The sequence below is a fragment of the Phreatobacter sp. AB_2022a genome (assembly GCF_026847585.1).
Taxonomy (GTDB): Bacteria; Pseudomonadota; Alphaproteobacteria; order Rhizobiales; family Phreatobacteraceae; genus Phreatobacter.
In genome coordinates this window covers 39,512-65,876 of record NZ_JAPSET010000040.1, presented here as the reverse complement: position 1 = coordinate 65,876, position 26,365 = coordinate 39,512, and the positions used below count along the sequence as shown (strand labels likewise).

Annotated in this window: 21 protein-coding genes, 2 tRNA genes and 1 pseudogene; 7 read left to right on the top strand and 17 right to left on the bottom strand. The window is 68.5% G+C overall.

The window, feature by feature from the left end:
* The 4 genes and pseudogenes from OZ671_RS24120 to OZ671_RS24105 all read right to left on the bottom strand — a co-directional run.
* Nucleotides 1-1,422: pseudogene (locus tag OZ671_RS24120) on the bottom strand (hypothetical protein); the annotation flags it as partial.
* Between the two features lie 67 nt (nucleotides 1,423-1,489).
* Nucleotides 1,490-3,244 (bottom strand): arginine--tRNA ligase, encoded by a 1,755-nt coding sequence (gene argS / locus OZ671_RS24115; RefSeq protein WP_268863081.1) that lies wholly within the window; start codon nucleotides 3,242-3,244, stop codon nucleotides 1,490-1,492.
* Between the two features lie 184 nt (nucleotides 3,245-3,428).
* Nucleotides 3,429-5,270, bottom strand: coding sequence for a Na+/H+ antiporter NhaA (nhaA, locus tag OZ671_RS24110; protein ID WP_268863080.1), 1,842 nt, complete (start codon nucleotides 5,268-5,270; stop codon nucleotides 3,429-3,431).
* A 149-nt stretch (nucleotides 5,271-5,419) separates the two neighbouring features.
* Nucleotides 5,420-6,637: a deoxyguanosinetriphosphate triphosphohydrolase gene (locus tag OZ671_RS24105; RefSeq protein ID WP_268863079.1), complete on the bottom strand. Its 1,218-nt coding sequence runs from the start codon at nucleotides 6,635-6,637 to the stop codon at nucleotides 5,420-5,422.
* A gap of 131 nt (nucleotides 6,638-6,768) precedes the next feature.
* On the opposite strand from OZ671_RS24105, the gene erpA reads away from it, so the two are divergent.
* Nucleotides 6,769-7,098, top strand: coding sequence for an iron-sulfur cluster insertion protein ErpA (erpA, locus tag OZ671_RS24100; protein ID WP_268863078.1), 330 nt, complete (start codon nucleotides 6,769-6,771; stop codon nucleotides 7,096-7,098).
* A 57-nt stretch (nucleotides 7,099-7,155) separates the two neighbouring features.
* Here erpA and OZ671_RS24095 read toward each other — a convergent pair whose 3' ends face one another.
* Nucleotides 7,156-7,761, bottom strand: coding sequence for a pyridoxamine 5'-phosphate oxidase family protein (locus tag OZ671_RS24095; RefSeq protein ID WP_268863077.1), 606 nt, complete (start codon nucleotides 7,759-7,761; stop codon nucleotides 7,156-7,158).
* Between the two features lie 105 nt (nucleotides 7,762-7,866).
* On the opposite strand from OZ671_RS24095, the gene xth reads away from it, so the two are divergent.
* A complete protein-coding gene (gene xth, locus OZ671_RS24090; protein WP_268863076.1) occupies nucleotides 7,867-8,649 on the top strand; it encodes an exodeoxyribonuclease III in 783 nt (260 codons plus the stop codon).
* Nucleotides 8,650-8,722: 73 nt separating this feature from the next.
* Here xth and OZ671_RS24085 read toward each other — a convergent pair whose 3' ends face one another.
* The 7 genes from OZ671_RS24085 to OZ671_RS24055 all read right to left on the bottom strand — a co-directional run bounded on the left by OZ671_RS24085 (nucleotide 8,723) and on the right by OZ671_RS24055 (nucleotide 17,863).
* Nucleotides 8,723-9,115 carry a cupin domain-containing protein gene (locus OZ671_RS24085; protein WP_268863075.1) on the bottom strand — a complete coding sequence of 131 codons (393 nt, stop codon included), beginning with the start codon at nucleotides 9,113-9,115 and terminating at the stop codon, nucleotides 8,723-8,725.
* 83 nt (nucleotides 9,116-9,198) lie between these two features.
* Nucleotides 9,199-10,515, bottom strand: a complete 1,317-nt coding sequence (locus OZ671_RS24080; protein ID WP_268863074.1) for a cytochrome P450 — start codon at nucleotides 10,513-10,515, stop codon at nucleotides 9,199-9,201.
* Nucleotides 10,516-10,721: 206 nt separating this feature from the next.
* Nucleotides 10,722-11,540 (bottom strand): tetratricopeptide repeat protein, encoded by an 819-nt coding sequence (locus tag OZ671_RS24075; RefSeq protein ID WP_268863073.1) that lies wholly within the window; start codon nucleotides 11,538-11,540, stop codon nucleotides 10,722-10,724.
* Nucleotides 11,527-13,254: a dihydroxy-acid dehydratase gene (gene ilvD / locus OZ671_RS24070; protein WP_268863072.1), complete on the bottom strand. Its 1,728-nt coding sequence runs from the start codon at nucleotides 13,252-13,254 to the stop codon at nucleotides 11,527-11,529. Before ilvD ends, OZ671_RS24075 begins: the two co-directional genes overlap by 14 nt.
* A gap of 298 nt (nucleotides 13,255-13,552) precedes the next feature.
* On the bottom strand, nucleotides 13,553-14,299 hold the full coding sequence (locus tag OZ671_RS24065; RefSeq protein WP_268863071.1) for a DUF2459 domain-containing protein: 747 nt from the start codon (nucleotides 14,297-14,299) through the stop codon (nucleotides 13,553-13,555).
* The gene (locus OZ671_RS24060; RefSeq protein ID WP_268863070.1) at nucleotides 14,296-15,147 is read right to left on the bottom strand and encodes a metallophosphoesterase; all 852 of its coding nucleotides are present in this window, start codon (nucleotides 15,145-15,147) and stop codon (nucleotides 14,296-14,298) included. The genes OZ671_RS24065 and OZ671_RS24060 overlap by 4 nt, the downstream gene beginning before the upstream one ends.
* A 4-nt stretch (nucleotides 15,148-15,151) precedes the next feature.
* Nucleotides 15,152-17,863, bottom strand: coding sequence for a valine--tRNA ligase (locus OZ671_RS24055; protein WP_268863069.1), 2,712 nt, complete (start codon nucleotides 17,861-17,863; stop codon nucleotides 15,152-15,154).
* A gap of 188 nt (nucleotides 17,864-18,051) precedes the next feature.
* Here OZ671_RS24055 and OZ671_RS24050 point away from each other — a divergent pair, with 188 nt between their 5' ends.
* Nucleotides 18,052-19,257 carry an MFS transporter gene (locus tag OZ671_RS24050; RefSeq protein ID WP_268863068.1) on the top strand — a complete coding sequence of 402 codons (1,206 nt, stop codon included), beginning with the start codon at nucleotides 18,052-18,054 and terminating at the stop codon, nucleotides 19,255-19,257.
* An 80-nt stretch (nucleotides 19,258-19,337) separates the two neighbouring features.
* Here the strand turns inward: OZ671_RS24050 and OZ671_RS24045 are convergent, their stop codons facing one another.
* From OZ671_RS24045 to OZ671_RS24035, 3 genes are all read right to left on the bottom strand, one after another.
* The gene (locus OZ671_RS24045) at nucleotides 19,338-20,033 is read right to left on the bottom strand and encodes a PopZ family protein (RefSeq protein ID WP_268863067.1); all 696 of its coding nucleotides are present in this window, start codon (nucleotides 20,031-20,033) and stop codon (nucleotides 19,338-19,340) included.
* A gap of 180 nt (nucleotides 20,034-20,213) precedes the next feature.
* Nucleotides 20,214-21,581 carry a TolC family outer membrane protein gene (locus OZ671_RS24040; RefSeq protein WP_268863066.1) on the bottom strand — a complete coding sequence of 456 codons (1,368 nt, stop codon included), beginning with the start codon at nucleotides 21,579-21,581 and terminating at the stop codon, nucleotides 20,214-20,216.
* Nucleotides 21,582-21,784: 203 nt separating this feature from the next.
* Nucleotides 21,785-22,450, bottom strand: coding sequence for a protein-L-isoaspartate O-methyltransferase family protein (locus OZ671_RS24035; RefSeq protein ID WP_268863065.1), 666 nt, complete (start codon nucleotides 22,448-22,450; stop codon nucleotides 21,785-21,787).
* 201 nt (nucleotides 22,451-22,651) lie between these two features.
* On the opposite strand from OZ671_RS24035, the gene OZ671_RS24030 reads away from it, so the two are divergent.
* Nucleotides 22,652-22,725, top strand: a tRNA-Cys gene (locus OZ671_RS24030).
* Nucleotides 22,726-22,878: 153 nt separating this feature from the next.
* Nucleotides 22,879-23,817 carry an SMP-30/gluconolactonase/LRE family protein gene (locus OZ671_RS24025; RefSeq protein ID WP_268863064.1) on the top strand — a complete coding sequence of 313 codons (939 nt, stop codon included), beginning with the start codon at nucleotides 22,879-22,881 and terminating at the stop codon, nucleotides 23,815-23,817.
* 9 nt (nucleotides 23,818-23,826) lie between these two features.
* Here OZ671_RS24025 and OZ671_RS24020 read toward each other — a convergent pair whose 3' ends face one another.
* Nucleotides 23,827-24,096 (bottom strand): hypothetical protein, encoded by a 270-nt coding sequence (locus OZ671_RS24020; protein WP_038311860.1) that lies wholly within the window; start codon nucleotides 24,094-24,096, stop codon nucleotides 23,827-23,829.
* 171 nt (nucleotides 24,097-24,267) lie between these two features.
* On the opposite strand from OZ671_RS24020, the gene OZ671_RS24015 reads away from it, so the two are divergent.
* Nucleotides 24,268-24,342: transfer RNA gene (locus OZ671_RS24015), tRNA-Asn, on the top strand.
* 235 nt (nucleotides 24,343-24,577) lie between these two features.
* On the opposite strand, the gene OZ671_RS24010 is transcribed toward OZ671_RS24015, so the two are convergent.
* Nucleotides 24,578-25,420, bottom strand: a complete 843-nt coding sequence (locus OZ671_RS24010) for an IclR family transcriptional regulator (RefSeq protein ID WP_268863063.1) — start codon at nucleotides 25,418-25,420, stop codon at nucleotides 24,578-24,580.
* A gap of 358 nt (nucleotides 25,421-25,778) precedes the next feature.
* On the opposite strand from OZ671_RS24010, the gene OZ671_RS24005 reads away from it, so the two are divergent.
* Nucleotides 25,779-26,354 (top strand): cysteine hydrolase family protein, encoded by a 576-nt coding sequence (locus OZ671_RS24005; RefSeq protein WP_268863062.1) that lies wholly within the window; start codon nucleotides 25,779-25,781, stop codon nucleotides 26,352-26,354.
* The last annotated feature ends 11 nt before the right edge of the window (nucleotides 26,355-26,365 follow it).

Genomic DNA, 26,365 nt, shown 5'->3' with positions numbered 1-26,365 from the left:
CACCGGTTCCGCCGGGTTGGCGGCGGCCGGAGCCGGCGCCGGCGGCGTCAGCGGAATGACGCGGGGCGCGACCGGCGCGGCCGGCGTCTGCACTTGCGCCGCCTGCTCGCGCGGGCTGATCGGCCGCTCTTCGCGCGAGACCAGACGGTCGCCGTTCGGCGCGCGGTCGGTGATCGGCTTGGCGTCCTGTGCCTGCGCAGCCGGCATGCGGACCGGATCGTTGTTGGCGCGCACCACGCGCGCCTCGCCGCTCGCCGACGAACGGCCGGTCAGCGCCTTGTAGCCGAGCACGCCGCCGCCGCCCGCGACGGCGAGGCCGACGATCGCCATGACAGCCGTGACACCCGCGCGGCGGCGGCGCGGCGGCGCCTCCTCGAAGACCTGCGGATCGGGCTGCGTCATGTGACCGTCCTCGATGAAGACGGGATCGGAGGCGGCCCGTTCGGCCGCCGGCAGGTAGCCGGCATTGGCATAGCCCGCCGCATCGGCCCGCCCGCTGGCCTGCGGCACCGCGACCTCGGCGGCCTGTGCCTGCTGCCCCCGGCCCCGCCAGGCGGCAGCCGCGAGGACACCCATTCCGGCTCCAGCCGCGGCCGCCGTGCCGTAGCCGGCCGCATGGCCATGCGCGGCGGCGGCCTCATAGGAGCGGTCATCGGCGAAGGCCTCGGCCACGCGCGCATCGTCGTCGCGGTAGCCGACGGGCTGGCGCGCCGTCTGATAGCCGTGCTGGCTGTAGAGGCTCTCTTCCCGCGCCGTCGGCTGGTAGGCCGCGGACTGGTGAGTGTCCTCGGAATAGGCCTGGAAGGGATAGGCCGTCTCGGCCTGCGTTTCGCGCACCGCGGCCTCCGCCTGATAGGTCGCGTTCTGGCGGCCGAGATTGTCGGCCAGCATGCGCTCGAGATCGCGCAGGCTGCCCGGCGCGGCCTCCTCGGCCGGACCGGCCGCGTAGCTGCCGCGCAGCCCATGGGCCTGCTGCGCCTCGCCGCCCGCCGCCTGGCGGGCCTGCGGCAGGTGATGCACCACCTCGTCGTCAAGCGTGTCGTCGTAGAGCGGCGTGAAGGCCTCCGCCGCATGCTGCTCGACGCCCCCACGCGGGCGAGCACCCTGGCCGGAGCGCACATAGCTTTCGAGCTCGGCCTCGAGGTCGTCCCAGTCGGCGACACCCGGCTCGGCGCCGGCCGCCGCGGCCGCCTGCGCCGAAGCATCGAAGTGCTGCGTAGCTTCGCCGCCGGCCTCGAGCTGACGGCGCAGGACCGGCTCCCCCCGGGTCCGCGCAACGCTCTTCAGGAGGTCGGCATAATTGTCGTCCTGCCCCATGATCCTGGCGAGCTCCGCCAGGGGATCGCCACCGGCGTCCTTGCGGACCGCCTCACCGGACGCATCCGTCCGGTTGTAGGCATCGAAATCGCGGTAGCTACGCACACTCGTTTCGTTGGCCATGGGCCCCGCCGTCGTTAGGCGCCGCAGCCCGGTCAGGGGCCAGGCGCGATCAACGCATCTCTTCGACGGCCTCGACACCCAGGATCGCAAGTCCCGACTTCAGAACGGTCACGATACCCTGGACCAGCGCAAGGCGCGCCGTTGTTGTTTTTCGATCATTTTCCATAATGAAGCGTAAATGCGGCGAATCTTTCCCGCGATTCCACTGCGAATGGAAGTCCGCCGCAAGCTCATAAAGGTAGAATGCGACCCGGTGCGGCTCATGGGCTTGCGCCGCCGCCTCGATCAGCCTCGGATATTGTGCGAGCCGCTGGATGATCGCCACTTCACCGGCATCGTCGAGCAGTTCGACCGGCGCCTTTGCGAGCATGCCCGGGCTCAGATCGAGGTCCGGCATGGCCTCCTGGGCATTGCGCAGGATCGAACGGCAGCGCGCATGCGCATATTGCACATAGAAGACCGGGTTGTCCTTCGACTGCTCCAGGACCTTGGCCAGATCGAAATCGAGCGTCGCATCGTTCTTGCGGAACAGCATCATGAACCGGACGACGTCGCGGCCGACCTCGTCGACCACCTCGCGCAGCGTGACGAAATCGCCCGAGCGCTTGGACATGCGCACCGGCTCGCCGCCGCGGAACAGGCGGACGAGCTGGACCAGCTTGACGTCCAGGCTGGCGCGGCCGCCGGTGATCGCCTTCAGCGCCGCCTGCATGCGCTTGACATAGCCGCCATGATCGGCGCCCCAGACGTCGATCTGGTCCAGGAAGCCGCGGTCGGCCTTGTCCTTGTGATAGGCGATGTCCGAGGCGAAATAGGTATAGGAGCCGTCCGACTTCATGAGCGGACGGTCGACGTCGTCGCCGAAGGCGGTGGCGCGGAACAGGGTCTGCTCGCGCTCCTCCCAATCCTCGGCATCGGCGCCTTTCGGCCGCTCCAGCACACCTTCGTAGACGTCGCCCTGGGCGCGCAGTGTATCGATTGCGGCCTTCACCTTGTCGACCGGCACCTGCAGCGCGCGTTCGGAGGAAAACACCGCGTGGCGGACGTTGAGCGCGGCAAGGTCGTCGCGGATCTCGCCCATCATGGCCTCGATCGCCGCGTCCCGGCAGATCGGCAGCCATTCCTCCTCCGGCGCATTGTGCAGGCTCTGGCCGTATTTCTGGGCGAGCGCCGCACCGACGGGTTTCAGATAGTCGCCGGGATAGAGCCCCTCGGGGATCGTCACCGTCTCGCCCAGCGCCTCGCGGTAGCGCAGATAGGCGGAGCGGCCGAGCACCTGCACCTGGGCCCCGGCGTCGTTGATGTAATATTCGCGCGTCACCGCATAGCCGGCCGCCGCCAGCAGATTGGCCAGCGCGTCGCCGAACACCGCGCCGCGGCAATGGCCGACATGCATCGGGCCGGTCGGATTGGCCGAGACATATTCGACATTGACCTTGGCATCGCCGCCGATGCCGCTCCTGCCATAGGCTTCGCCGGCGGCGATCGCCGCCTTCAGCACCTGCGGCCAGACCGAAGCCTTCAGGCTCAGGTTGATGAAGCCCGGTCCGGCGATCTCGGCCTTGGCGACATCGGGCAGGCCGGCCAGGCGCGCGACGAGCTTCTCGGCGAGGTCGCGCGGCTTCAGCCCCGCCTCCTTCGACAGCACCATGGCCGCATTGGTCGCAAGGTCGCCATGGCTCGCATCGCGCGGCGCCTCCACCACGATGCGGTCGAGCGACGCCTCGGCCACGACGACGCCCTCGCCGGCAAGGGCGCGGACCGCGTCGCGGACGTGATCGGTGAACAGAGCGAAGATATTCATGCCGAAAGCCTCGAAGAACGGAGGCTGGCTCTAGCCCGAATTTTTCGCCGGGGATAGGCCTTGCATTGCGTTCCAGCCGCCGCGAACGGCTCCGCCGAGGGCGCGAACCGGCATGGTCCGGGGCAGTGGACGCCGAAATGAGGCCGAAATCGCGTCGTTCGGCGCCTCGATGGCGAAAGACGCCTCAGGCCGGCTCGGATGCCGGCCGGCCCGCCACCATCCAGAGCAGGCCCGCGCCGATGACGGCCGCCGCGATCGAGGCCGCAAAGACCGCGATCTTGGCGGCGGCGAAGTCGCCGGGGTCGGGAAAGGCCTGGCCGGCGATGAACAGCGACATGGTGAAGCCGATGCCGGCAAGCGCGCTCGCGCCGGCAAGCTGGGCCCAGGAATATTCCGCGGATTTGGTGGCGATGCCGAACCGCGCCGCGAGCCAGGCGGCGCCCAGCATGCCGAGCGGCTTGCCGAGCACGAGGCCGGTCATGATCGCCATGACCAGCGTGCCGCGCCCGTCGAGAATGCCGGGCGAGATGGCCACCCCGGCATTGGCCAGCGCGAACAGCGGCAGCACGAGATAGCTGGATCGGGCGCCGGCGTGGCGCAGCAGCCGGTCGGCCGGCGATTCCAGCCGGTCGTGGATGGCGTCGAGCGCCCTGAGCGCCGGAATCGACGGGCCGTGGCGAAGCACTTCCGCGCCGTGGGCGCTTTCCGCGAGCATGATGGAATTGGCCTGCGCCGTGAGCGCGGCGAGATTGGCCGGCGGGCGGGTCGGGATGAACAGCGCCAGCACGACGCCGGCCAGCGTCGCATGCAGGCCGCCGGCATAGATGGAAGCCCACAGCGCGATGCCGATCAGCGTATAGGGCGCGACGCGGTAGATATGCATGCGGTTGAGCGCGGCGAGCCCGCCGGTCAGCAGCACCGCCGCCGCGAGATAGCCGAGCTGGAGCTGGCCGGAATAGAACAGCGCGACCACCACGATGGCGCCGATGTCGTCGACGATGGCGGCGGCGGTGAGAAAGATGCGCAGCTCGATCGGTACGCGCGCGCCCATCATGACGATGATGGCGATCGCAAAGGCCGTATCGGTGGCCATCGGCACGCCCCAGCCATGGGCCCAGGGGCCGCTCGGCAGGATCAGGACGTAGAGAGCCGCCGGCACGACCATGCCGCCGATCGCGCCGGCGATCGGCAGCGCCGCGGACCGCCGTCCGGCGAGATGTCCGACGGTGAACTCGCGCTTGATCTCGAGACCGACCACCAGGAAGAAGATCGTCAGGAGGCCGTCATTCACCCAGTGCTGGATGGACATGCCGAAGCGCGCCGCGCCGACGGACAGCGCCGCCTCCTGATGCCAGAAGGCCTCGAAGGCGGGTCCGAGCGGAGAATTCGTCAGGACCACGGCCAGAATGGTCGCGAGCAGCAGCAGAATGCCGGCGGAGGGGCCCCAGCTTGCGAAGTCGAGCGCGGCGGCGCGGAAGCGATGGCCGAGCGTGCCCAGCATGGCGTCGAGAAAGGAGCTCTCGTCCCAGGGGCCGTCGTAGCGGCGCTCGTTGATGAAGAAGGTCGGCGTGAAGCGCACGCCGCTGGCGTGCGAGCTCGCAATGTCGGCCTGCACCCGCGCGGCCGCACGTTCGGCCTCCCGCGCCTCCCGCTCGGGATCGGCGCCGGTCAGGCCGAGATCGCGGGCGACTGCCTCGATATCCTCCTCGGTCAGCACCTGCGAGCGCGTCATCAGCTTCACATGCGCGTCCCAGAACTGTTCGGGCGTCTCGGCGCGCTCGATGAGTTCGGCGGCGCGCCGCGCGAGGTCGCTGCCGGTCAGCGGCCGGTGCCTGAAGACATAGCGCAGCCGGTCGCCGAGCTGGTCGCGAACCTCCGCGATGCGCTCGTTGGCGGCCCGGCAGAAGGGGCAGGCATAGCTGCCATATTCGACGAGCGTGATCTGGGCGCGATCGGGACCGAGCGTATGGTCGACGGCGTCATCGACCGGACGGTCGAGGCGGTTGGCAATCGCGGCCTCCGACATTCCTGCACTCCTGTTGGCCTCCCATGTGCCGCGCAAGACTGCGCGCAGGCACCCTGAGGCATGATTTTCCCAGCCATGGTAGCGGCAATGGCCGGCGCGCGTCAGCATGGCCGCGCAGCGCCCTCGAAAGGCCGGACTGCGGCCGGACGTCAGCGCAGGTCCGGCGTATCGCCGAACAACCGGCGATGCTCGTCCATCGCGTAGTGGTCGGTCATGCCGGCAATATAGTCGGCGACGCGGCGGGCGCGCCGGGCCGGCTCGGCCTCGTCCAGCCCCGCCGACCAGACCGGCGGCATGGCGACCGGATGGTCGTAGAAGGCCGCGAACAGGTCGCGAACCACGTTGCCGGCCTCCTGCCGGATCGGCACCACCCGTTGATGGCGGTAGACGTTGCGGAACAGGAAGTCCTTGATGCCGCGGTCATAGGCCTGGATCGGCTCGGAAAACTGGACGAGCGTGCGGCCGCAGCGCCTGATGTCGTCGGCCGTCGCGGGCCCGATTTCGACGATCGCCCGCTGTGCCTCGGCGATGACGTCCTCGACGAGGCGGGTGATCACCCGACGGGTCAGCTCGTTGATTTCCCGCGCCGGCTCGAGCTTGGGATGCAGCACCCGGATCTCCTCCAGGAAGGCTCCCGCCATCGGCACCGCGGCGCCGAGGTCGTCGAGCGTGAACAGGCCCGCGCGCAGGCCATCGTCGATATCGGCGGCATCGTAGGCGATGTCGTCGGCGATGGCGGCAGCCTGGGCCTCGGCGCTGGCATGGCTTGCAAGGTCCAGCGGCTGCAGCGCGTCATATTCGGTGATCGCCACGGGAATGCCGCGGGCGGCATAGCGCTCGACCGGCGAGCCGTCGGGCTTCAGCAGCGGGCCGTTGTGCTTGACGAGCCCTTCCAGCGTCTCCCAGCAGAGATTGAGGCCGTCGAAGGCCGCGTAGCGCCGCTCCAGGCGCGTCACGATCCGCAGCGACTGGGCATTGTGGTCGAAGCCGCCATAGTTCCGCATCACCTCGTCCAGCGCGTCCTCGCCGGTATGGCCGAACGGGGTATGGCCGAGGTCGTGGGCAAGCGCCAGGGTCTCCGCGAGATCCTCGTCGAGCCCGAGCGCCCGGGCGAGCGAGCGGGCGATCTGCGCCACCTCGATCGTATGGGTCAGCCGGGTGCGGTAGTGGTCGCCCTCGGGCGCGACGAAGACCTGGGTCTTGTGCTTCAGGCGGCGGAACGCGGTGGTATGGATGATCCGGTCGCGGTCGCGGTGGAATTCAGTGCGGGTCGGCGAGGCCGATTCAGGCACGAGCCGGCCGCGGCTCAGCCTCGCATCGCTGGCATAGGGGGCGAGCGGGGGATAGAAATAGCTCGCAACCGCCATGGTCTGCCTCTTCTCCGTGCCCGAACATTGACCCGCGCCTGGGGCGCACATACCTATTGGACGAGCGCGCCGCAAGGCGTGGCCGCCCTTTGAACCCTCGTGTTTCCGGCCTTGAACCGGGGAGACAAGAGATGTCGGATACCGTCACCGTCACTGATCGCGCCGCCCAGCGCATCGCCAAGATCCTGAGCGGCGAACCGCCGGGCTCGATGCTGCGCATATCGGTGGAGGGCGGCGGCTGCTCCGGCTTCCAGTACAAGTTCGACTTCACCAGAGACCGCAATGACGACGACCTCGTCATCGAAAAGGCCGGCGCGACCGTGCTGGTCGACGAAATCTCCCTGCCCTACATGGCCGGCACCGAGCTCGACTGGGTCGACGACCTCATCGGCTCGTCGTTCAAGCTGCAGAACCCCAACGCCACCGCCAATTGCGGCTGCGGCACCAGCTTCTCGGTCTGACCGGCGCGGGCCGGCCGCGCACCGTCATGGATCGCGCGGGGCCCGGCGGCGGCCGGCTCAATAGAGCGTCGCCTTCTGGCGCGCGGCGAGGCCCCTGTCATAGTCCTCGGCGTCGAAGGGCCGATGCGCGCCCTTCAGCATGTCGCCGGCGCTCGGCAGATCGCCACGCGCGCGGTGCAGGCCCGGATCCCACAGGCGGGACCGGTGCAGGGCGCGCGCGCACTGGAAATAGACCGTGTCGATGGTGATGACGAGCGCGCTCGTCGGCGCCTTGCCGTCGACCGTGTGGCGGTCCAGCAACACGGAATCGGCCGAAATGCGCGCCCGCCCGTTCACCCTGAGCGTCTCGCCGACGCCCGGCACCAGGAACAGCAGCGCCACGCGCGGATCACGGACGATGTTCCTGAGGCTGTCGATGCGGTTGTTGCCGCGCCGGTCGGGCATGACCAGCGTCCGGTCGTCGACGACGGCGACAAAACCGGCGGGATCGCCGCGCGGCGTGGCATCCAGCCCTTCCGCCCCGGCCGTCGCGAGCACGCAGAAGGGCGACGCCTCGATGATCGCGCGATATTGCGGCGTCAGCCGCGGCACTTCCTTGACCAGCGACGCCTCGCCCGGGCGGCCGTAGAGCGCCTCGAGCGCCGCTTCGTCATCGATCCACATCGCCTTGGCTCCTGCCCGCCGCGGGTCGCGCACGAGCTGTTCTGCGCGCGCGACCTTATGGCAGCTTCGGGCTAGAGTGGCACGCGAAAGAATCGCGAGCAGCCCATGATCATCGCCACGTGGAACGTCAATTCCATCAAGATTCGCGTCGAGAACACCCTCGCCTGGCTCAAGGAGCGCGATCCCGACATCGTCTGCCTGCAGGAACTGAAATGCGTCGACGAGGCCTTCCCGCGCGAGGCCTTCGAGGCCGCCGGCTACAATGTCGCGACCCATGGGCAGAAGAGCTACAACGGCGTCGCCATCCTCTCCAAGCTGCCGCTGGAGGACGTCACCCCCCGCCTGCCCGGCGACGACAGCGACGAGCAGGCCCGCTACCTCGAAGCCGTCGTCTCGACGCCGTCCGGCGCGTTTCGGATCGGCTCGATCTACCTGCCGAACGGCAACCCGCTGGGCAGCGAGAAATTTCCCTACAAGCTCGCCTGGATGAACCGGCTGATCGCCCATGCCCGCGACCGGCTGACGCTCGAGGAGCCCTTTGCCCTCTGCGGCGACTACAACGTCATTCCCACCCCCGAAGACGCCAAGAACCCCAAGGACTGGCTGGACGACGCGCTGTTCCAGCCGGAAAGCCGCGGCAAGCTGCGCGAGCTCGCCGCCCTCGGCTTCACCGACGCTGTGCGCGCCTGCGACAGTTCCCCGGGACTCTATTCGTTCTGGGACTATCAGGCCGGCGCCTGGCAGCGGAACAACGGCATCCGCATCGACCACCTGATGCTGTCGCCGCAGGCGAGCGACCGCCTGGTCAGGGCCGGCATCGACAAGCACGTCCGCGCCTTCGACAAGCCGAGCGACCATGTGCCGGTCTGGTGCGAGCTGCGCCTCTGACGAGGAAAATCAAACCGAACAAGGACATAGCGCCATGTCCGGATTTTGAATCGGATTCTGAAGCGAAATCGTTTCAGGCGCCCTGGGTCGGAAACTCCGCCGGCAAAGTGATTTCGATCAGCTCGAGATCGTCGGAATGGGCGATCTCCTGGTGGACGATGCCGGGAGGCTGGTGAACGCAGGACCCCGGCTCCAGCAGCACCTCGCCCACCCCCTCGTACCAGAAGCGCACCCAGCCCTTGAGCACATAGACGAGCTGGAAATCGAGCGTATGGGTGTGCTTGTCGCCGCCGGCATGGGCGCCCGGCACGGCCTTGATCACATGCGCGCCGACGCGGCCGCCGGTCGCCTTGGCGATGCCGAGGTCGCGGTAGACGAAAAAGTTCCGCAGCCCCTGCCCCTTGAACTCCCCGTCCTTGGCGTGGGCGACCGAAAAGGTCCCGGCCCGGGTCTCGACATGCTGCATTCTCGCCTCCCTCGTGCGGCCTTTGCCGTTGGCATCAGCCTGCAACAGCCGGCAAGCGCGCCGCAACCGCCACCGCCGCGCGGTCAGCGCCGCAGCACCGTCATGGGCAGTCCGCCGTCCGGCCGCAGCGTCAGGCGGGTATTCGGCTTCGGCCAATGGCCCGCGACCGGTACGAAGCGCAGCCGGCGCATGAGCGTCGCGAAGATCACCACCGCCTCGATCAGCGCGAAGGACGCGCCGATGCAGATGCGCGGTCCGGCACCGAACGGCAGATAGGCGCCGCGCGGCCTGCCCCTGGCCGCATCCGGCGCGAAACGGTCGGGGTCGAAGCTGTCGGGATGGCTCCAGAGCCGGCGGTGGCGGTGCACGGCATAGACCGGCACATAGACCGGGGTCCGGGCCTTGATCGTCTCGGTTCCGAGCACCAGGTCCTCGGCCGCGACGCGCGGGATCAATGGCGCCGGCGGATAGAGCCGCATGGCCTCCTGGATGACCTGCCTGACATAGACGAGCCGGTCGGCTGCGGCGGCATCGACCGGCCCCTCGCCCGCCACCTCGGCAATCTCCTGGAGAACGCGGCGCTCGACATCCGGGCTCATGGCGGTGAGCCACAGGGCCCAGGTCAGCGCCAGCGCCGTGGTTTCGTGGCCGGCGACGACGAAGGTCAGGAGGTTGTCGGCAAGCTCGGCATCCGTCATGGCCCGGCCGGTTTCCGGGTCGGCCGCCTGGATCAGGAAGTCGAGAAGATCGGGAGCGGGGCTCGGGCGGGCCCGCCGCTCGGCCACGACGCGCGCCATCTCGGCCTTCAGGAAGCCGTTCCCCGCCCGCGCCCGACGCTTGCCCGGATAGGGCATCCAGGCCGGCAGGCGCAGCACAGTAAGCGCCGCGATCCAGCCGATCGTATCGAAATAGTGGGTGATCTCCCGGCTGAAGCGTTCGGTGTCGAACCCGCCTTCGCCCGACAGCATGGTGGCGACGATGACGTCGAAGGTCGTCGCCATCATCGCCTCGGACACGTCGATGCCGATGCCGTCCGGGCTTGCCGCCGCCGCGAGGCGTCCGCCGGTCGCCTCGGCCGCCCGGCTCATGGCCGGCACGAAGCCCAGGATCTTCTCGTGTCGAAAGGGCGGCGACGAGGCGCGCCGCTGCCAGCGCCAGTCGGCGCCCTCCGCCGTGAAGATCGACTTGTTGCCGACCGCGGCTCCGATCGTGCGCTGGATGATCGGCGCCTTCGGAAACAGCGCGGCGCGGCTGACCAGCACGTCCTCGACCAAGGCCGGGTCCATGACCATGAACACCGGCCGGCCGGCGAAATGCAGGCGCACCATGGATTCGTCGAACAGGGCCCGCGGCCAGGTCTCCAGCGGGTTGCGCACCAGCGTGCGCAGAAAGCTGAACACGCCGAGAGGCTCGGCCGGATGGTCTATCGCAGAAGGGGTAAACCGCGGACTGTCGACGAGGCTCATGACCTATCCCCGAAGGCTGCGGCCGCGAGCGGATCAAACCGGCGCTCGCGGTCCGCCTCGTCCGTAGCAGCTCTTGCCGGCCACAATGAGGCCCGGGGACCGCGCAGGGGCAAGGGCGAGCCCGGCTGCTGCCGGCGCGATCAGCGCCGGCCCGGACCCTTCAGCCAGGCTTCGACCATGCGCAGCGCCACGCCCCGCTCGTCGTCGGAGGCCGTGCGCATGGCCTCGTCATACATTTCGGTGATCCAGGTGTCGCTTTCGCTCGCCGCTTCCTTGGCCAGCGTCAGATACATCAGCCCGCGCGGCGCCTGGCGCGGCACGTCGCGGCCGACGAACAGCATGTGGCCGAGCACGGCCTGGGCCCGGTAATGGCTCTTGCCGGCGGCCAGCGACAGCCAGCGGGCGGCCTGGCGCGGATCGCGCTGCGTGCCCTGGCCTTCGAGGAACATGCGGCCTAGGCGGAACTGGCCGTCGGCATCGCCGAAGGTCGAGGCGGCGTAGAAATAGAGTTCGAAGGCGCGCTGCGGATTGGGCCGCACATAGCTGTTCGGAATGCCCTCGAGCCAATAATTGGCCATGCCGACGAAGGCGGCTGAAATGAACTGGGCGTCCGGCGAATTCGGATTCTCGTCACCCCGGGTCTGGGTGATGCGGCGGAAGGTCTCGAAAGCCTTCAGATCGTTCTGCGCGACGCCGTCGCCCGACATGTACATGCGGGCGAGCTTCCAGGCCGATGCGGCATGGCCGTTGGTGGCGGCATATTGCAGGGCCGAGACTGCCTCCTCGGTGCGGCCGTCCCTCAGCGCGCGGCCGCCGGCGCGGAAGGCGTCGAGCGGCGAGCGCGGATCGGTTGTGGCCTGCCCGTCGAAGGCAAAGGCGCCGGTCACGCCGGCGGGGGTCACGGCCACCGCCAGCGCGAAAACGATCGCGCGAACCTTCAGGGCGTCAGACATCGGCATAGACGTGCTTTTCCCCGGCGCCGCCCGGATGAGTAACGGCGCCGTCAACCGCAGGACCAACCTGCTGGGCGTATTTCCAGATGGCACCCGAACCGAACTCGGTATCTTTCGGGCCTTTCCAGTCTTTCTTACGCGCCCGCATTTCGGCGGCCGTAAGGCGAACTTTGAGCGTTCCCTTGACTGCGTCGATCTCAATTATGTCGCCGTCGCGGACCAGCGCGATCGGCCCGCCGACCTGCGCCTCGGGGCCGACATGGCCGATGCAGAAGCCGCGGGTCGCGCCCGAAAACCGGCCGTCGGTGATCAGCGCGACCTTGTCGCCCATGCCCTGGCCGTAGAGCGCGGCGGTGGTCGCCAGCATCTCGCGCATGCCCGGACCGCCCTTCGGCCCCTCATAGCGGATGACGATGACCTCGCCTTCCTTGATGGTGCGCGCGGTGACCGCCGCGAAGCATTCTTCCTCGCGGTCGAAGCAGCGGGCCGGGCCCTTGAACTTCAGCTTCTTCATGCCCGCGACCTTCACGATCGCACCGTCGGGGGCGAGATTGCCCTTCAGGCCGACCACGCCACCGGTCCGGGTGATCGGCTTGTCGGCCGGGCGGACGACGTCCTGGTCGGCGTTCCACTTCACCGAGGCGAGGTTCTCGGCCATGGTACGGCCGGTGACCGTCATGCAGTCGCCATGCATGAAGCCATGGTCGAGCAGCGTCTTCATCAGGAGCGGGATGCCGCCGATCTCGAACATGTCCTTGGCGACATATTTGCCGCCCGGCTTCAGGTCGGCGATGTAGGGCGTGCGCTTGAAGATCTCGGCGACGTCGAACAGGTCGAACTTGATGCCGCATTCATGCGCCATGGCCGGCAGGTGCAGCGCCGCATTGGTCGACCCGCCCGAGGCGGCGACCACGGTCGCGGCATTTTCCAACGCCTTGCGGGTGACGATGTCGCGCGGGCGGATGCCGCGGCGGATCAGCTCCATCACCTTCTCGCCGGCGGCGTAGCAGAACTGGTCGCGGATATCGTAGGGCGCCGGGGCGCCGGCCGAATAGGGCAAGGCGAGGCCGATGGCCTCGGAGACGGTGGCCATCGTATTGGCGGTGAACTGCGCGCCGCAGGCCCCGGCCGAGGGGGCGGCAGTGCGCTCCAGCTCGTCGAGATCCTCCGACGACATCTCGCCCGTCGAATGCTTGCCGACGGCCTCGAACAGGTCCTGCACGGTCACCTGGCGGCCACGGAAGACGCCGGGCAGGATTGAACCGCCATAGATGAAGATGGAGGGCACGTTGAGGCGCACCATGGCCATCATCATGCCGGGCAGCGACTTGTCGCAGCCCGCAAGGCCGACCAGCGCGTCATAGGAATGGCCGCGCATCGACAACTCGACCGAGTCGGCGATGATTTCGCGCGACGGCAGCGAGGATTTCATGCCGGCATGGCCCATGGCGATGCCGTCCGTGACCGTGATGGTGCAGAATTCGCGCGGGGTGCCCTGGGCCGCCTCGACCCCCTTCTTGACCGCCTGCGCCTGACGCATCAGCGCGATATTGCAGGGCGCGGCCTCGTTCCAGCAGGTGGCGACGCCGACGAAGGGCTGATGGATCTGCTTGCGCGACAGCCCCATCGCGTAAAGGTAGGATCGGTGCGGCGCGCGTTGCGGCCCCTCGGTGACGTGCCGACTTGGCAGCCTGTTCTTGTCGAACGTGAATGGTGTCATCTCGCCCCCACGAAGATGCATCGGCCGCCACCGGAATCCGGGAGCGCTTGAGCCTGTCCTGCCATCGTCCTGAGAGCTTGAATAGTCATGAACTCACGAGGCCACACATGCACGCAACCGGCCACTTGACGTAGCGCGTCCGTGGGAAATTTCGTCGCTTGGGGCTGTGGCGGGATTGGGGCGGAAAATGGTGAACCATCGGTGGCTTTCTCAGCAGTTTATAAGTGTTGCAATCGAGACACATTCTGAGAAGACAGCCGATGCGACAACTTAGGATGGCAGGCTTGGCCGAGCCCGCTCAGCGCGCCGCCACCGCCCCTGCCCGCAGGCGGAGGTCGAGAAACAGGCCGGCCGGATAGACGGCCATGACCGGCGCATAGGGCAGGCCGGCCGCGGCCAGCGCCTCGCCAACCCAGTGATTGCACACCTTCAGGACCGAGAAGGTCCCGGTCGCCGCATAGAAGAGGCTCGGCCCATAGAGCCCCTGCCCCAATTCCTGCGGCGCGCCCGCCGGCCCCTCCGCCACCGCCGCATCGAGGAAGGCGGCGAGCCGCATGAAGCCCGGCCTGCCGAGCCTGAGGGCCAGCACGTCGGAATGGACGAAGATCTCCGGCGCCGGCCGCGTCAGGCCGACCACATGCAGCACCGCCGCATTGCCGGGACGGAACAGGGCGCGCAGCGCGCTCAGCACCTGGACGTCGCCGACCGTCGGCGTCTCGCGGTAGAAGCGCGCTTCGCCCCAGCCGATCTCGACCGACGGATAGTCCCGGAACCGGTCGAGCACGGCGACGAGCCTGCCGAGCCCCTGGGCGTCGGCCACGGCCTTCAGCGCCTCGCGCGGCAGCGCGATGCCGGAATGCCAGCCGTGGGAGACGACATGGATCGGCACGGAGGGCTCATCCGGCCGCGGCGGGTAGAGCGCCGGATCGCCGGCGCGCAAGGTCAGGCCGGCGAGCAGCAGCAGGCCGACGCCAAGGCCGGCGACCGTCAGCATGGCGCGCCGGGCCGCGCTTCGGGCGAACCCGCGCGGCTGCGGCGGCGTCATGCTGCCTCCGCGACCAGGACCACCGTCACCACTTCCGGCGGCGCGAACAGCCTGAGCGGCAGCGCGCTGCAGCCGAGGCCGGCGCTGACGATCAGATGGCGCCGCCCGACCCGATGGTGGCCGTGTGCCAGCGCCCGGGGAATGCGGCTCGGCGGCATGCGCAGCGGCGGCAGGCCCGGCAGACGCACCTGGCCGGCGTGGATATGCCCCGCGAGCAGCACCGCGCCCTCGGGCAGGTCGTAGATGATGCCGGGATCGTGCGAGAGAACCAGCTCGGCGCCGGCCGCGGCGGCGACCAGGCCCAGATCCGGCTCGCCGTGCATGTCGTCGGCAAGGCCGACGACGCGCAGGGCGTCCTCGCCGATCGCAAAGTGCGCCGTGCGGTTTTCCAGGACCGGGATGCCGGCGGTCTCGAAGGCAGCGGCGACGGCCGCCGCGCCATATTCGAGGTCGTGGTTGCCGAGCACGGTCGCCATCGGCAGCGACCATCCGGCAAGCTCGGCCGCGATCGCCTCGGGCGGGATGCGGCCGCCGCCGAAGGTCATCATGTTCATGTGGTCGCCGCCAAGCAGCACGAGGTCGGGCGCGAGCGCCTTCACCTCCGCACCGATCGCGGCGAGCCGCCCGACATCCCCGGCATGCGAACCGAGATGCAGGTCCGAGAGAAAGACCACCGTGACGTCGCGCCCACGCCAGCCTGGCAGCGCCACGCGGTAGCGGACATGCCGGTGCGCCGGCGCGCGGCTGAAGGCCGCCCAGAAGCCCTTGCCGCCCGAAGGGTCGGTGAAGGGCACGCGCACACCCCGGACGAAGCCCGCCGCCGATCGCTTCACCGCGCGGCGGGCCATCGGGTCAGCCGACCTCTTTCAGGCGCGCCAGGGCCGCCTCGACCTTGGCCTTGCGCTCCGCCGCCTCCTCGCGCTTCTCGCGCTGCTCCTCGATCACCTCCTCGGCCGCGCGGGCCATGAAGTTGGCGTTGTTGAGCTTGGCGTCGCAGCGGGCAATGTCGCCTTCCGCCTCCTTCAGCGCCTTGGCGAGACGCTGGCTCTCGGCGGCGACGTCGATCACGCCGGCCAGCGGCAGGGCGACGGTCTCGCCGCGCACGACGAGCTGCACCGATCCCTTCGGCGCCGCGGCCACCGTGCTGATCTCGGACAGGCGCGCCAGCCGGTTGAGCAGGTCGCCGTAGCGCCTCGCACGGGCGACCGTCGCCTCGGACACGCCGACGAGCACGAGCGGCACCTGCGCGCCGGGGGCGACGTTCATTTCCGCGCGGACCGACCGGATCGCCTGGACGGTGTCGACCAGCCAGCCGATCTCGGCTTCGGCCTCGCCGTTTTCGAGACCTGCGAGCTGAGGCCAGGCGGCCAGCGCCAGAACGCCCTCGCGCGCCGGTCCGGCCTCCCCGGTCACCGACCAGAGCTCCTCGGTGATGAACGGCATGAACGGATGCAGCATCTTGAGGATCTGGTCGAGCGTCCAGGCGGCGGTCGCGCGGATCTCGGCCTTGGCCTCCTCGTCCGCGCCGGTGAAGACGGGCTTGGCGAATTCCAGGAACCAGTCGCAGAACACGTTCCAGACGAAACGATAGACGGCGCCGGCTGCCTCGTTGAACTTGTAGGCGCCGATCGCCGCCTCGGTCTCGCCGATCGCCTTCGCGGTCTCTCCGACGATCCAGCGGGCGAGCGTCGAGCGCACGGCCGCCGGGTCGAAGCCGGCCACGCGCCGGCATTCGTTGATCTCGCAGAAGCGCGCCGCGTTCCACAGCTTGGTGGCGAAGTTCCGGTAGCCCTCGACGCGGCTGGTGGCGAGCTTGATGTCGCGGCCCTGGGCCGCCATGGCGGCCAGCGTGAAGCGCAGCGCGTCGGCACCGAACTGATCGATGAGGTCGAGCGGGTCGATGACGTTGCCTTTCGACTTCGACATCTTGGCGCCCTTCTCGTCGCGGACGAGGGCGTGGATATAGACCGTATGGAACGGCTCCTCCTGCATGAAGTGCAGGCCCATCATCATCATCCGGGCGACCCAGAAGAAGATGATGTCGAAGCCGGTCACCAGCACGTCGGTCTGGTAGTAGCGCTTGAGCTCGGGGGTCTCATCCGGCCAGCCGAGCGTCGAGAACGGCCAGAGCGCGGAGGAGAACCAGGTGTCGAGCACGTCCTCGTCGCGCGTCAGCGCGGTCGGCGCGCCGTAGTGCTCGGCCGCCTCGGCCTCGGCTTCGGCCGCCGTCGGCGCCACGAAGACCCTGCCGTCCGGGCCGTACCAGGCCGGAATCTGGTGGCCCCACCAGAGCTGGCGCGACACGCACCAGGGCTGGATGTTCTCCATCCACTCGAAGAAGGTCTTTTCCCAGTTCTTGGGCACGAAGGCTGTCCGCCCCTCGCGCACCGCCTTGAGCGGCGCCTCGGCGAGCGTCTTGGCGTCGACATACCACTGGTCGGTGAGGAAGGGCTCGACCGGCACGCCGCCACGGTCGCCATGCGGCACCATGTGCAGGTGGTCCTCGATCCTGGCCAGCAGGCCGCGCTCCTCCATCATGGCGACGATGCGCTTGCGCGCCTCGAACCGGTCGACGCCGTCGAGCGCCAGCACGGCTTCCAGATCCGCCCCTTCCGCGCCGGCGAGGAAGTCCTCGTTGCCGGCGAGCGCCAGCCGCGCCTCGACGTCGAAAATGTTGATCTGCGGCAGATTGTGGCGCTTGCCGACCTCGAAATCGTTGAAGTCGTGCGCCGGCGTTATCTTGACCGCTCCGGAGCCCTTCTCAGGATCCGAATAGGCATCCGCGACGATCGGGATCAGCCGGCCGACCAGCGGCAGGCGCACATGCTTGCCGATATAGGGCTGCCAGCGCTCGTCGTCGGGATGCACGGCCACCGCCGTGTCGCCCAGCATGGTCTCCGGCCGCGTGGTCGCGACCGTCACCTTGACCGCCGGGTCCTCGGCCAGCGGATAGTCGAAATACCAGAGCTTGCCGCGCATCTCCGTCTGCACCACCTCGAGGTCGGAGATGGCGGTCAGCAGCTTCGGGTCCCAGTTGACCAGCCGCTTGTCCTTGTAGATGAGGCCCTGGCGGTAGAGGTCGACGAAGACCTTGACGACCGCCTTGGACAGGCCCTCGTCCATGGTGAAGCGCTCGCGCGACCAGTCGCAGGACGCGCCGAGGCGCCTGAGCTGGTTGGTGATCGTCCCGCCCGAGGTCTCCTTCCAGGCCCAGACCTCCTTCAGGAACGCCTCGCGCCCCATCGTCCGGCGATCGGTGCGGTTCTCGGCGGCGAGCTTGCGCTCGACCACCATCTGCGTCGCGATGCCCGCATGGTCGGTGCCGGGCTGCCACAGCACGTCCTTGCCGCGCATGCGCTCATAGCGGCACAGCACGTCCTGCAGCGTGTTGTTCAGGGCGTGCCCCATATGCAGCGAGCCCGTCACGTTCGGCGGCGGGATGACGATGCAGAACGGTTCGGCGGCTACACGCTCGGGCCGGCCGGCGCGGAAGGCCTCGGCCTTCTCCCAGACGGCCGACATACGGGCTTCGATGTCTTTCGGCGTGTAAGTCTTCTCGAGCATGGCGCTTTTTCGGTTTGCGGTCTTGAGCGGGATCGCCGTCATATAGGCAGTCGGGGCGGATAACGGGACCCTCGGGACCCGGGCAGCGCACAAAGCCGCTCCAAACGCGCCCTGTCAACATTTCTGCCATGCGCCCTTGCGCCTTGCCGCATTGCACAGGCCGACCCCATAGCTTGGCGATGACGACAATGCTGGCCGACGACGCGAGCCCGGACACGGTTCCCTGGCGGGCCCTGCTCCTGCTCGGAGCCACCTCCTTCGCCTCGTCCGCGGCGCTGCGCTTCTGCGATCCGCTGTTGCCGACGCTCGCCCACGCCTTCGACACGACGCCCGGCCGGGCGGCCATCGTCATCACCGCCTATGCCGTTTCCTACGGCGGCTTCCAGCTCGTCACCGGGCCGCTCGGCGACCGCTACGGCAAGGTGCGCATGGTGCAGGTCGGCGCCGTCCTCAGCGGCCTCTTCACGCTCGCCTGCGCCTTCGCGACCAGCATCGAGCAGATCGCGCTGCTGCGCCTGTTCGCCGGCCTCAGCGGCGCGGCGATCATTCCCAACTGCATCGCCTTCATCGGCGACACCATCCCCTTCGCCCAGCGCCAGGCGGTGCTCGCCCGCTACATGGTCTTCACGAGCTTCGGGGCGATCAGCGGCCAGGCCATCGGCGGCATCCTGGCCGACGCGCTCGGCTGGCAATCCGTCTTCATCATGGCCGGTGCCTTCCTGGTCATTGCCGGCACCGTGCTCGTCGTCCAGCAGCGCTCGAACGCCGTGCTCTCGCGCCGCCAGCCGGTGCCCTCGGGCGGCATGCGCGGCTCGCTCGCCGAGATGGCGGCGCTGCGCAAGCGGCCCTATGCCCGCGTCGTGCTGTCGGCGGTGACGCTCGAGGCCATCCTGTTCTACGGCACCTTCACCTTTCTCGGCGCGCATCTGCGCCAGGCCTACGGCATCAGCTACACGACGATCGGCGCCATGACCGCGCTCAGCGCCGCCGGCGCCGCAGCCTATTCGTGGGCCGCGCCGTTCCTGCTCGGCCGCCTCGGCGAGCGCGCGACGCTCGGCATGGCCTCCATATTCCTCGCCGTGAGCTTCGCCCTGCTGGCGCTGAGCCCGCCGCTCTGGCTCATTGCGGCGGCCATCGCCATCGGCGGCTTCGGCTTCGTGCTGCTGCACAATCCGCTGCAGACCAACGCCACCCAGATGACGCCGGACGCGCGCGGCGCCGGCATCGCCGCCTTCGCCTTCTGCTTCTTTGCGGGCCAGACCGCCGGCGTCGCCCTGTGCAGCGTCGTGTTCGACCGGTTCGGCGCCCCGCCCCTCTTCGCCGCGGCGGCTCTGCTGCTGCCGGTCCTGGTCTTCTGGTTCCGTGCCGGACTGGCGCGCACCCGGCCTGCCTGACGCCCTGAAGATCTCACCCGGCATTCAAACAAAAAGGGCGTCCCGCCAGGGACGCCCCGGAACACGCGGCCGACAAGCGCTCAGCGGCCGCCGCGCGAGACGCGCTCGATCTCGGCGCGCACCAGGCGTTCGACCAGCTGCGGCAGGTTGTCGTCGAGCCAGGTCTTCAGCATTGGCCGCAGCATGTCCTTGACCAGGTCCTCGATGGTCCGGGCGTTGTTCGAGAGGATGGTATTGGCCAGCGAGCCGAAGGCGGCGCCGACGGCGGCATGAGCCTGCGAGGACAGCAGCGGGTCGGTCGGGGCAAGAGCCTCGGCCGCCGGCGCGCGCTGCGGCTCGGGCGTGTCGAGGAACTCGACATCGGCCCGGCGCGCCACCGGCTTGATCATGCCGACGGCCTCGACGACGGCGTCGTCCTTGCTGAGATCGAGAATATCCGGCTCGGGCGCCTTTTCGGCCTTGGCAGGCTCGGGCTTGGCCGCGGCGGGCGCCGGCATGGGCACCACCACCGGCGCGGCCGGCGCCGGCTCGGGCTCCGACGCCTGCATGGCGTCGAAATCGGCCAGCAGCGCGTCGATGTCGTCCTGCGATTTCGGGCCGTCATCGGCCTTGGCGGCGGGCGGCGCGGCAGCAGCCGGCGCGGGCTGGGCGGGCGGCGGCACGACGGCCACCTTGGGCGCGGCCGGCTTGGGCGGCTCGTCGTCCGCAATGATCCGGCGGATCGAAGCCAGGATCTCCTCCATCGACGGTTCGTTAGCCTTGGCTGCCTGAGACATCGCCGTCACCCCTTTTACTCACCGCGTGGCGCCGGACCATCTCCCGTTGGGATCTAAAGGAGAATCGCCACGAATCAACTGCAGTGACTATGCACCGCGGGAGCCGTCAGGGCTAACGGCTCCATTGACCATCCACAAACAAGATGTCGGCCATGCAGAAGGTGCCCGCAGGCGTTGCGGCTACCGGCCGTCCGGCGTGCGTACGCCCAGCCAGAGATCGCGGACCTGCTGATAGTGCTGGGTCGGATCGAAGACCTCGGTATGCAGCGCCAGGCGGGACGCATTGAGCCGGCCCATGGCGGCGAGCACCGAATAGGACAGCACCACGCGGTCGCGCTGGGCCTGCACCAGGGCGACGCGCGCCGTGAACAGGTTCTGCGTCGCGTTCAGCACGTCGATGATCGTGCGCTGGCCGACCTTGTACTCTTCGCGGATGCCGTTGACCGCGATGGTCTGGGCACGCACCTGCTCCTCGGCCGCCTGGATCTGGGCTCGGGCCGCCTGCAGCGCGGCCCAGGACTGGACCACCGCCTGGCGGACGCTCGCGGTCGCGGTTTCGATCTGGATGCGGCGCTGGCCGTGGGTTTCCTTGGCCGCGCGAATGGTCGCGTAGTCGCGCCCGCCATTCGCGAAGATCGGAATGGTCAGCGTTGCGCCGATGCTGGCCGAGGACACCTGATAGGCCTGGGTCTGGTCGGCCCCGCGAAACAGGCTCGCGCTGATGCCGAGCGTCGGATAGAGCGCCGATTCGGCGATGCGCACCTGCAGCAGCGAGGCGTCGGCGCCATGCCGGGCGCCACGGATGGCGGGATGCTCGGACTGGCCGGACATGACCGCCGCATCGAGGGTGCGCGGCAGGAGCCGCTCGACCGTGCGCGCCGGATTGAGCCGGCCCGGCTGAATGCCGACCTGCTGCATGTAGACGGCGCGCGAATTGGCGAGATCCGATTCGGCGGCGCTCTGAGTCGCGAGAGCCCCCTGGAGCGAGGATTCGGCGAGCGCCACATCGGTGCGCGTCACCTCGCCCACGGCGAATCGGTCGCGCGTCGCGCGGAGCTGCTCGCGGAACACCTCGACCGCCCGCTTGCGCAGGTCGAGGGTCGCCTGCTCGCGCAGCACGTTCATATGAGCCGTGGCGGAGGCCAGCAGCACGGTCTGCTCGCTGTTGCGCAGCGTCTCGCGCGCCACCATCACGTTCTGGTCGGCCTGGCGCACGCTGTTGGCGGTGCGGTTGCCGTCATAGATGGTCTGGGTTGCGGTCAGCGTCGCCGAGCGCGGAAAGGACCGCGTGGAGGCGTGAAAGGGGGGCTGGCCGCGGACACTGCCGGAGCCAGCCTCGCTGTACTGGCCCGATGCGGTGATCGTGGCGGTCACCGATGGCCGATAGCCCGACAGGGCCGCGGGCACGCCTTCATTGGCCACCCGCACGCCCGCACGCGCGGCGTTGAGGTCCGGATTGTTCCGGTAGGCCTGGATCAGTGTCTGGTCGATGGACTGCGCCCGCGCGGCAACGGGAGACAATAGCGGGCCGAGAATCGCGACGGCCAAAGCCGCCGCGGAGCCTACACGGTCAAACGTGGCTCCGATCATGTGTAACACCTGCTTCGTGGCGTTACCCTGGACGATCCGCCACGACCCAGGGCACTTCAAGAGCACATTCGATAGCCGCTCCGCGACGGTTAAGAAAGCCCCACCGGGTGAAAACGGCCTTTTAGGTGGGGAGTGGGACGCGAATGCCACACTCCCGTCAATCAAAAGACGAAACCGCGAACCACCGCAAAGCCAGGCAGCGGCGGGATCGCCGCGTCGAAAACCGGGCGCGTGCTGATCTCCTGTCCGATCCGGGTGTGGACGAGGCATTTCGCCGCGCGACCGGTGCCGACCACCGCGACCAGCCGGCCGCCATCCTTCAGCTGATCGAACAGGGTCTGGGGCACGGCCTCGATCGCGCCTTCCAGCACGATAACGTCGAAGGGCCCGTTCGCGGGCGCGCCGGCGGCGAGCGGGCCGGCATGCACCGTGACATTGGCCTTGCCGCCCAGCGCCTCGCGGGCCGCGGCGACCAGCGTCTCGTCCTCCTCGACCGCGACGACGGCGGCGGCGAAGCCGGCGAGCACCGCTGCCGAGTAGCCGGTGGCGATGCCGATATCGAGCACCTTGTCCTCGGAGCGAATCTCCGCCGCATGCAGCATCTTGGCGAGAACCATCGGCTCGATCAGGTAGCGCGCGGGCTTGCCCGCCGAAGCTTCGCTCACCGCGATGTCGTCGTCGATATAGGCAAGCTCCCGGCGCCCCGCCGGCACGAAATCCTCGCGCGGCACCGCCATCAGGGCGGCCACGATGCGGCCGTCGGTCACATCGTTCACCCGAATCTGCGTGTCGACCATGGTCCGGCGCGCCTGCGCAAAATCGATCATCGCGAAACCCTTGAAAAACTGCGGCGGCGAAAGGCGGCGCCGAGGCCCCGTCTTTAGCGGGGGAAACGGGCGAAGTGCAAGGTCGTGGCGCCGCCCACAGGCCGGTGAGGCGGACGTTGCCGGCTCAGTTGCGGTGACCGGGGCAGCGTGCTAGAGCGAGCCCACTCCGCGCCGGGCTCGCCCGGTTGAGTTCGTCAGGATGGCCTCGTGGCGGAGTGGTTACGCAGAGGACTGCAAATCCTTGCACCCCGGTTCGATTCCGGGCGAGGCCTCCACCCTTCCCGCTCGATCCGACCGATGTCCGCTGCCCGCCTGGATGCGGCGCCGCCGCTCACCGGCCGCATTGCATTGCACCGGCGGCTTGGGGATGATCCCCGCGCGGCCGGTCGCGCCGCCGCCCCAATCGCCCCGCGCCGGAAGGACCGCCCATGTGGCAGCCGAGCACCCGCTATCCCGACCCCGCCGTCGAAATCCTCGATCCGAGCTTTGCCCGCTACCGGATCTTCAATGCCGCGGTCGAGCGCATCGCCACCGGCATGCGCTGGGCCGAGGGCCCGGTCTGGTTCGGCGATGGCCGCTACCTCCTGTGGAGCGACATTCCGAACAACCGGATCATGCGCTGGGACGAGGAGACGGGCGCCGTCTCGATATTCCGCAAGCCGTCCATGTACGCCAACGGCAATACCCGCGACCGCCAGGGCCGGCTGGTCAGTTGCGACCATGGCGGCCGGCGGATCACCCGCACCGAATATGATGGCAGCATCACCGTCCTCGCCGACAGCTTCCAGGGCAAGCGGCTGAACTCGCCGAATGACGTCGTCGTCAAGTCCGACGGCTCGATCTGGTTCACCGATCCGCCCTTCGGCATTGCCGGCCATTATGAAGGCCACAGGGCCGAACCGGAATCGCCGCAGAACGTCTATCGTCTCGACCCCGCGACCGGCGCGCTGACGGCGGTCGCCACCGACGTGGCAGGCCCGAACGGCCTCTGCTTCTCGCCCGACGAAAAGCGCCTCTATCTCGTCGCCTCGCGCGCCGTGCCGAACCGGCTGATCTTCGCCTTCGACGTGGTCGGCGGCACCGCGCTCGCCAACCAGCGGGTCTTCGTCGACGCCGGCCCCGGCACGCCCGACGGCTTCCGCTGCGACGTCGACGGTAATCTGTGGTGTGGCTGGGGCATGGGCAGCGACGAACTGGACGGCGTCCATGTCTTCAACCCCGACGGCAGGCTGATCGGCCGCATCCGCCTGCCCGAGCGCTGCGCGAATCTCTGTTTCGGCGGCCTCGCCCGCAACCGCCTGTTCATGGCGGCGGGCCAGTCGGTCTACGCTCTCTACGTGAACGTACAGGGCGCGCCCGGCGGCTGAGGGCCGGCGTCATGCCGGCGCCTTCAGCCAGGCATTGAGCTTCGGCCAGCGGCGGCCGATGCGGATGGCGAGGCGCCGGCGCATCCGGCGATAGAACGGGCTGTCGACCGAGAGGATGGCGAGGCCCACCGGGAACATCCACGGGCCGAGCACCGGCAGGATGCTGAGGACGCCGCCGGCGACGAAGGCCCAGCCGAGCGCGCGGCGGCGCCAGCGCTGGCGCGGCAGCACGAATCTGCGGCCGAGAACGGTCAGGCTGGCCGGCGTCGCGCTGGTCACTCTCGCTCCTTCATGCACGCCGCAAAAGGCCGCCAAACCGGCTTGCTTCCAGCGCTTGGCCTGGGGACAACTTCAAGGCCGTGATGTTGCCATCCTTTGTCGCGATATTTGCCCCTTGGCAATCGTGATCGACCTGTGTTATTCGCGCCGCTCACTCGCGGAAGCGATTGATCCTCGGTAGCTCAGCGGTAGAGCAACCGGCTGTTAACCGGTTGGTCGCTGGTTCGAATCCGGCCCGGGGAGCCAGATTCAGCCCGCAAAGCGTTACTTACGTGACGCTTTGCGGGCTTTTTCTTTTGGCGCGGCGGCAGCCCTGCCCGCGCCGGCCGCCGAAGCGTGCCGGGCCGCGCGGCGTGGGATAATTCCGCCGAGGCCTGACACGGGATTGCCGGCTGCGCCGCGCGCCGGGCGGCGCGCGGGCTCTTGATTGCCACCGTTCGCACCGATCGCCTCAGGCTTCCGCCGGGCGACGGAGCCGCAGCTAGAATCGCGCGCTGCTCTCGACGCTGTTGCGAAACGCGATCAGCCGGGGGCCGAGTTCGTCATAGATGAACGAGCGGGTCATCCGGTAGATCGGTCCGCCAACGCTGATGACATAGATCTGGCGGCGGTCCGGCCGGCTGAACGGCACCGCGATCGTACCGATATCGTCGACCCAATCGCCCATGCTGATAGCGAAACCATAGCGCTGAAAGTGCTCGTTTTGCGCGTCGACCATCGCTCGGGACTGATCGTCGTTGATCATCTGGCGCGCGAGCTCGCCCAGTTGGATCTGCAACTCCCCCGGGGTGAGCGCCGCAAGATAGGCGCGCCCCATCGCGGTGGTCAGAATGGGTATCCGAAATCCCGGATAGACTTTCAGGCCAACGAGCGCGGTGCCTTCCCAGGTATCGATATAGAGCATCGAATCCTTGTCGCGGACGCCGAGACCGACATTGAGGCCCGTCTCGTTGGCGAACTGCTGCATCATCGGACGCAGGTTGCCGCGAATATCGGCATCGGCACGCGCGATGAAGCCGAGATTCACCGCCTTGGGACCCAGATGGTACATCCGCTGCCGTGGATCGAACGACAGGAACCCGCCCTTGGCCAGGGTGAAGGTGATCCGCGAGACGGTCGCCTTGGGCAGGCCCGTGCGCTGCGCGAATTCGTGATTTCCCAACTGGCTGTCGCCGAGATGGAAAGCGCCCAGCACCTGCAGGCCGCGCGCCAGAGCCCCGATGATCTGGCTCTCGTCGCCGGCGTCCTCGCTTAGATCCGCACCTGCTCCACCCTGTCGCACCTTGGCGCGCGGCGCACGTTTCTTTTCCGGCAATTTGCTCATGGGGCGGATCTTAAATGTGCCGGGTTTCGGACGCTATCGCGAAATTCTGGAAATGACTTCCATGCATCTGCAGTCGATCGAGACATCGATGGCTCGTGCCACGAATTCTCATATCTCATTGTTATAACAAAATATTTTTTAAAGTCCGACATTCCGAAAACGAACGATCCTCAGGTCTGCCCCGTTCAAGCTTGACAAAACTGATCCCGTTTAAGATCTTTATGGAAATCAATTCCAAAAACTCGGCACTGCCGCCCCCCTCTCCTGCACGCGCCTTCTCACGATGATCCGGCCAGTCCGAGCGGAACGACGGCCCGCGCTGCAACACCCTCTCCCGCCAACAGTCACAGGAAGCCAGATGTCCTCCGCCTATCTCGTGCTCGATCTGCAAAACGACCTCGTCCATAACGACGGCCCCAACGGCAAGGGCCCCCTCGGCGAGCAGGTACGCGGCCGCCAGATTCTCGCCCGGACCCAGAAGGTGATCAGCCGGGCCAGAGACGCGGGCGCCGCCGTCCTGTTCGTGCGGGTCGGCTTTTCGCCGGACTATCGGGAGTGCTCGCCGACCTCACCGATGTTCGCCGCCATCCGCAAGTTCGGCATCCTCAAGCTTGGCACATGGGGCACTGAAATCCACCCGGACCTCGACCGGCGCGAGGGCGATCTCCTGGTGACCAAGCACCGGGTCAGCCCGTTCTACGGCACCAATCTCGACCTGTTCCTGCGCGCCCAGCGCATCCAGCGCCTCGTCATGTCGGGGGTCTCGACGGTTGCGGTCGTGCAGGCCGCGACGCGCGACGCGCACGATCGGGATTTCGAATGCGTCGTGGTCGAGGACGCCTGCGCGGCGGCGACGGCCGAGGAGCACGAGAACTCCATCGCCGCGCTCGCGCGCTTCGCGGCGATCACCACGTCCGACGACGTCGCGTTCTGACGCGCCGACGC

What these genes read in the sequence shown, in the direction of transcription:
- argS (WP_268863081.1), bottom strand. Translation starts at nt 3,244, where the DNA reads ATGAATATCTTCGCTCTGTTCACCGATCACGTCCGCGACGCGGTCCGC.
- nhaA (WP_268863080.1), bottom strand. Translation starts at nt 5,270, where the DNA reads ATGTCGGAGGCCGCGATTGCCAACCGCCTCGACCGTCCGGTCGATGAC.
- OZ671_RS24105 (WP_268863079.1), bottom strand. Translation starts at nt 6,637, where the DNA reads ATGGCGGTTGCGAGCTATTTCTATCCCCCGCTCGCCCCCTATGCCAGC.
- erpA (WP_268863078.1), top strand. Translation starts at nt 6,769, where the DNA reads ATGTCGGATACCGTCACCGTCACTGATCGCGCCGCCCAGCGCATCGCC.
- OZ671_RS24095 (WP_268863077.1), bottom strand. Translation starts at nt 7,761, where the DNA reads ATGTGGATCGATGACGAAGCGGCGCTCGAGGCGCTCTACGGCCGCCCG.
- xth (WP_268863076.1), top strand. Translation starts at nt 7,867, where the DNA reads ATGATCATCGCCACGTGGAACGTCAATTCCATCAAGATTCGCGTCGAG.
- OZ671_RS24085 (WP_268863075.1), bottom strand. Translation starts at nt 9,115, where the DNA reads ATGCAGCATGTCGAGACCCGGGCCGGGACCTTTTCGGTCGCCCACGCC.
- OZ671_RS24075 (WP_268863073.1), bottom strand. Translation starts at nt 11,540, where the DNA reads ATGCCGATGTCTGACGCCCTGAAGGTTCGCGCGATCGTTTTCGCGCTG.
- ilvD (WP_268863072.1), bottom strand. Translation starts at nt 13,254, where the DNA reads ATGACACCATTCACGTTCGACAAGAACAGGCTGCCAAGTCGGCACGTC.
- OZ671_RS24065 (WP_268863071.1), bottom strand. Translation starts at nt 14,299, where the DNA reads ATGACGCCGCCGCAGCCGCGCGGGTTCGCCCGAAGCGCGGCCCGGCGC.
- OZ671_RS24060 (WP_268863070.1), bottom strand. Translation starts at nt 15,147, where the DNA reads ATGGCCCGCCGCGCGGTGAAGCGATCGGCGGCGGGCTTCGTCCGGGGT.
- OZ671_RS24055 (WP_268863069.1), bottom strand. Translation starts at nt 17,863, where the DNA reads ATGCTCGAGAAGACTTACACGCCGAAAGACATCGAAGCCCGTATGTCG.
- OZ671_RS24050 (WP_268863068.1), top strand. Translation starts at nt 18,052, where the DNA reads ATGCTGGCCGACGACGCGAGCCCGGACACGGTTCCCTGGCGGGCCCTG.
- OZ671_RS24045 (WP_268863067.1), bottom strand. Translation starts at nt 20,033, where the DNA reads ATGTCTCAGGCAGCCAAGGCTAACGAACCGTCGATGGAGGAGATCCTG.
- OZ671_RS24035 (WP_268863065.1), bottom strand. Translation starts at nt 22,450, where the DNA reads ATGATCGATTTTGCGCAGGCGCGCCGGACCATGGTCGACACGCAGATT.
- OZ671_RS24025 (WP_268863064.1), top strand. Translation starts at nt 22,879, where the DNA reads ATGTGGCAGCCGAGCACCCGCTATCCCGACCCCGCCGTCGAAATCCTC.
- OZ671_RS24010 (WP_268863063.1), bottom strand. Translation starts at nt 25,420, where the DNA reads ATGAGCAAATTGCCGGAAAAGAAACGTGCGCCGCGCGCCAAGGTGCGA.
- OZ671_RS24005 (WP_268863062.1), top strand. Translation starts at nt 25,779, where the DNA reads ATGTCCTCCGCCTATCTCGTGCTCGATCTGCAAAACGACCTCGTCCAT.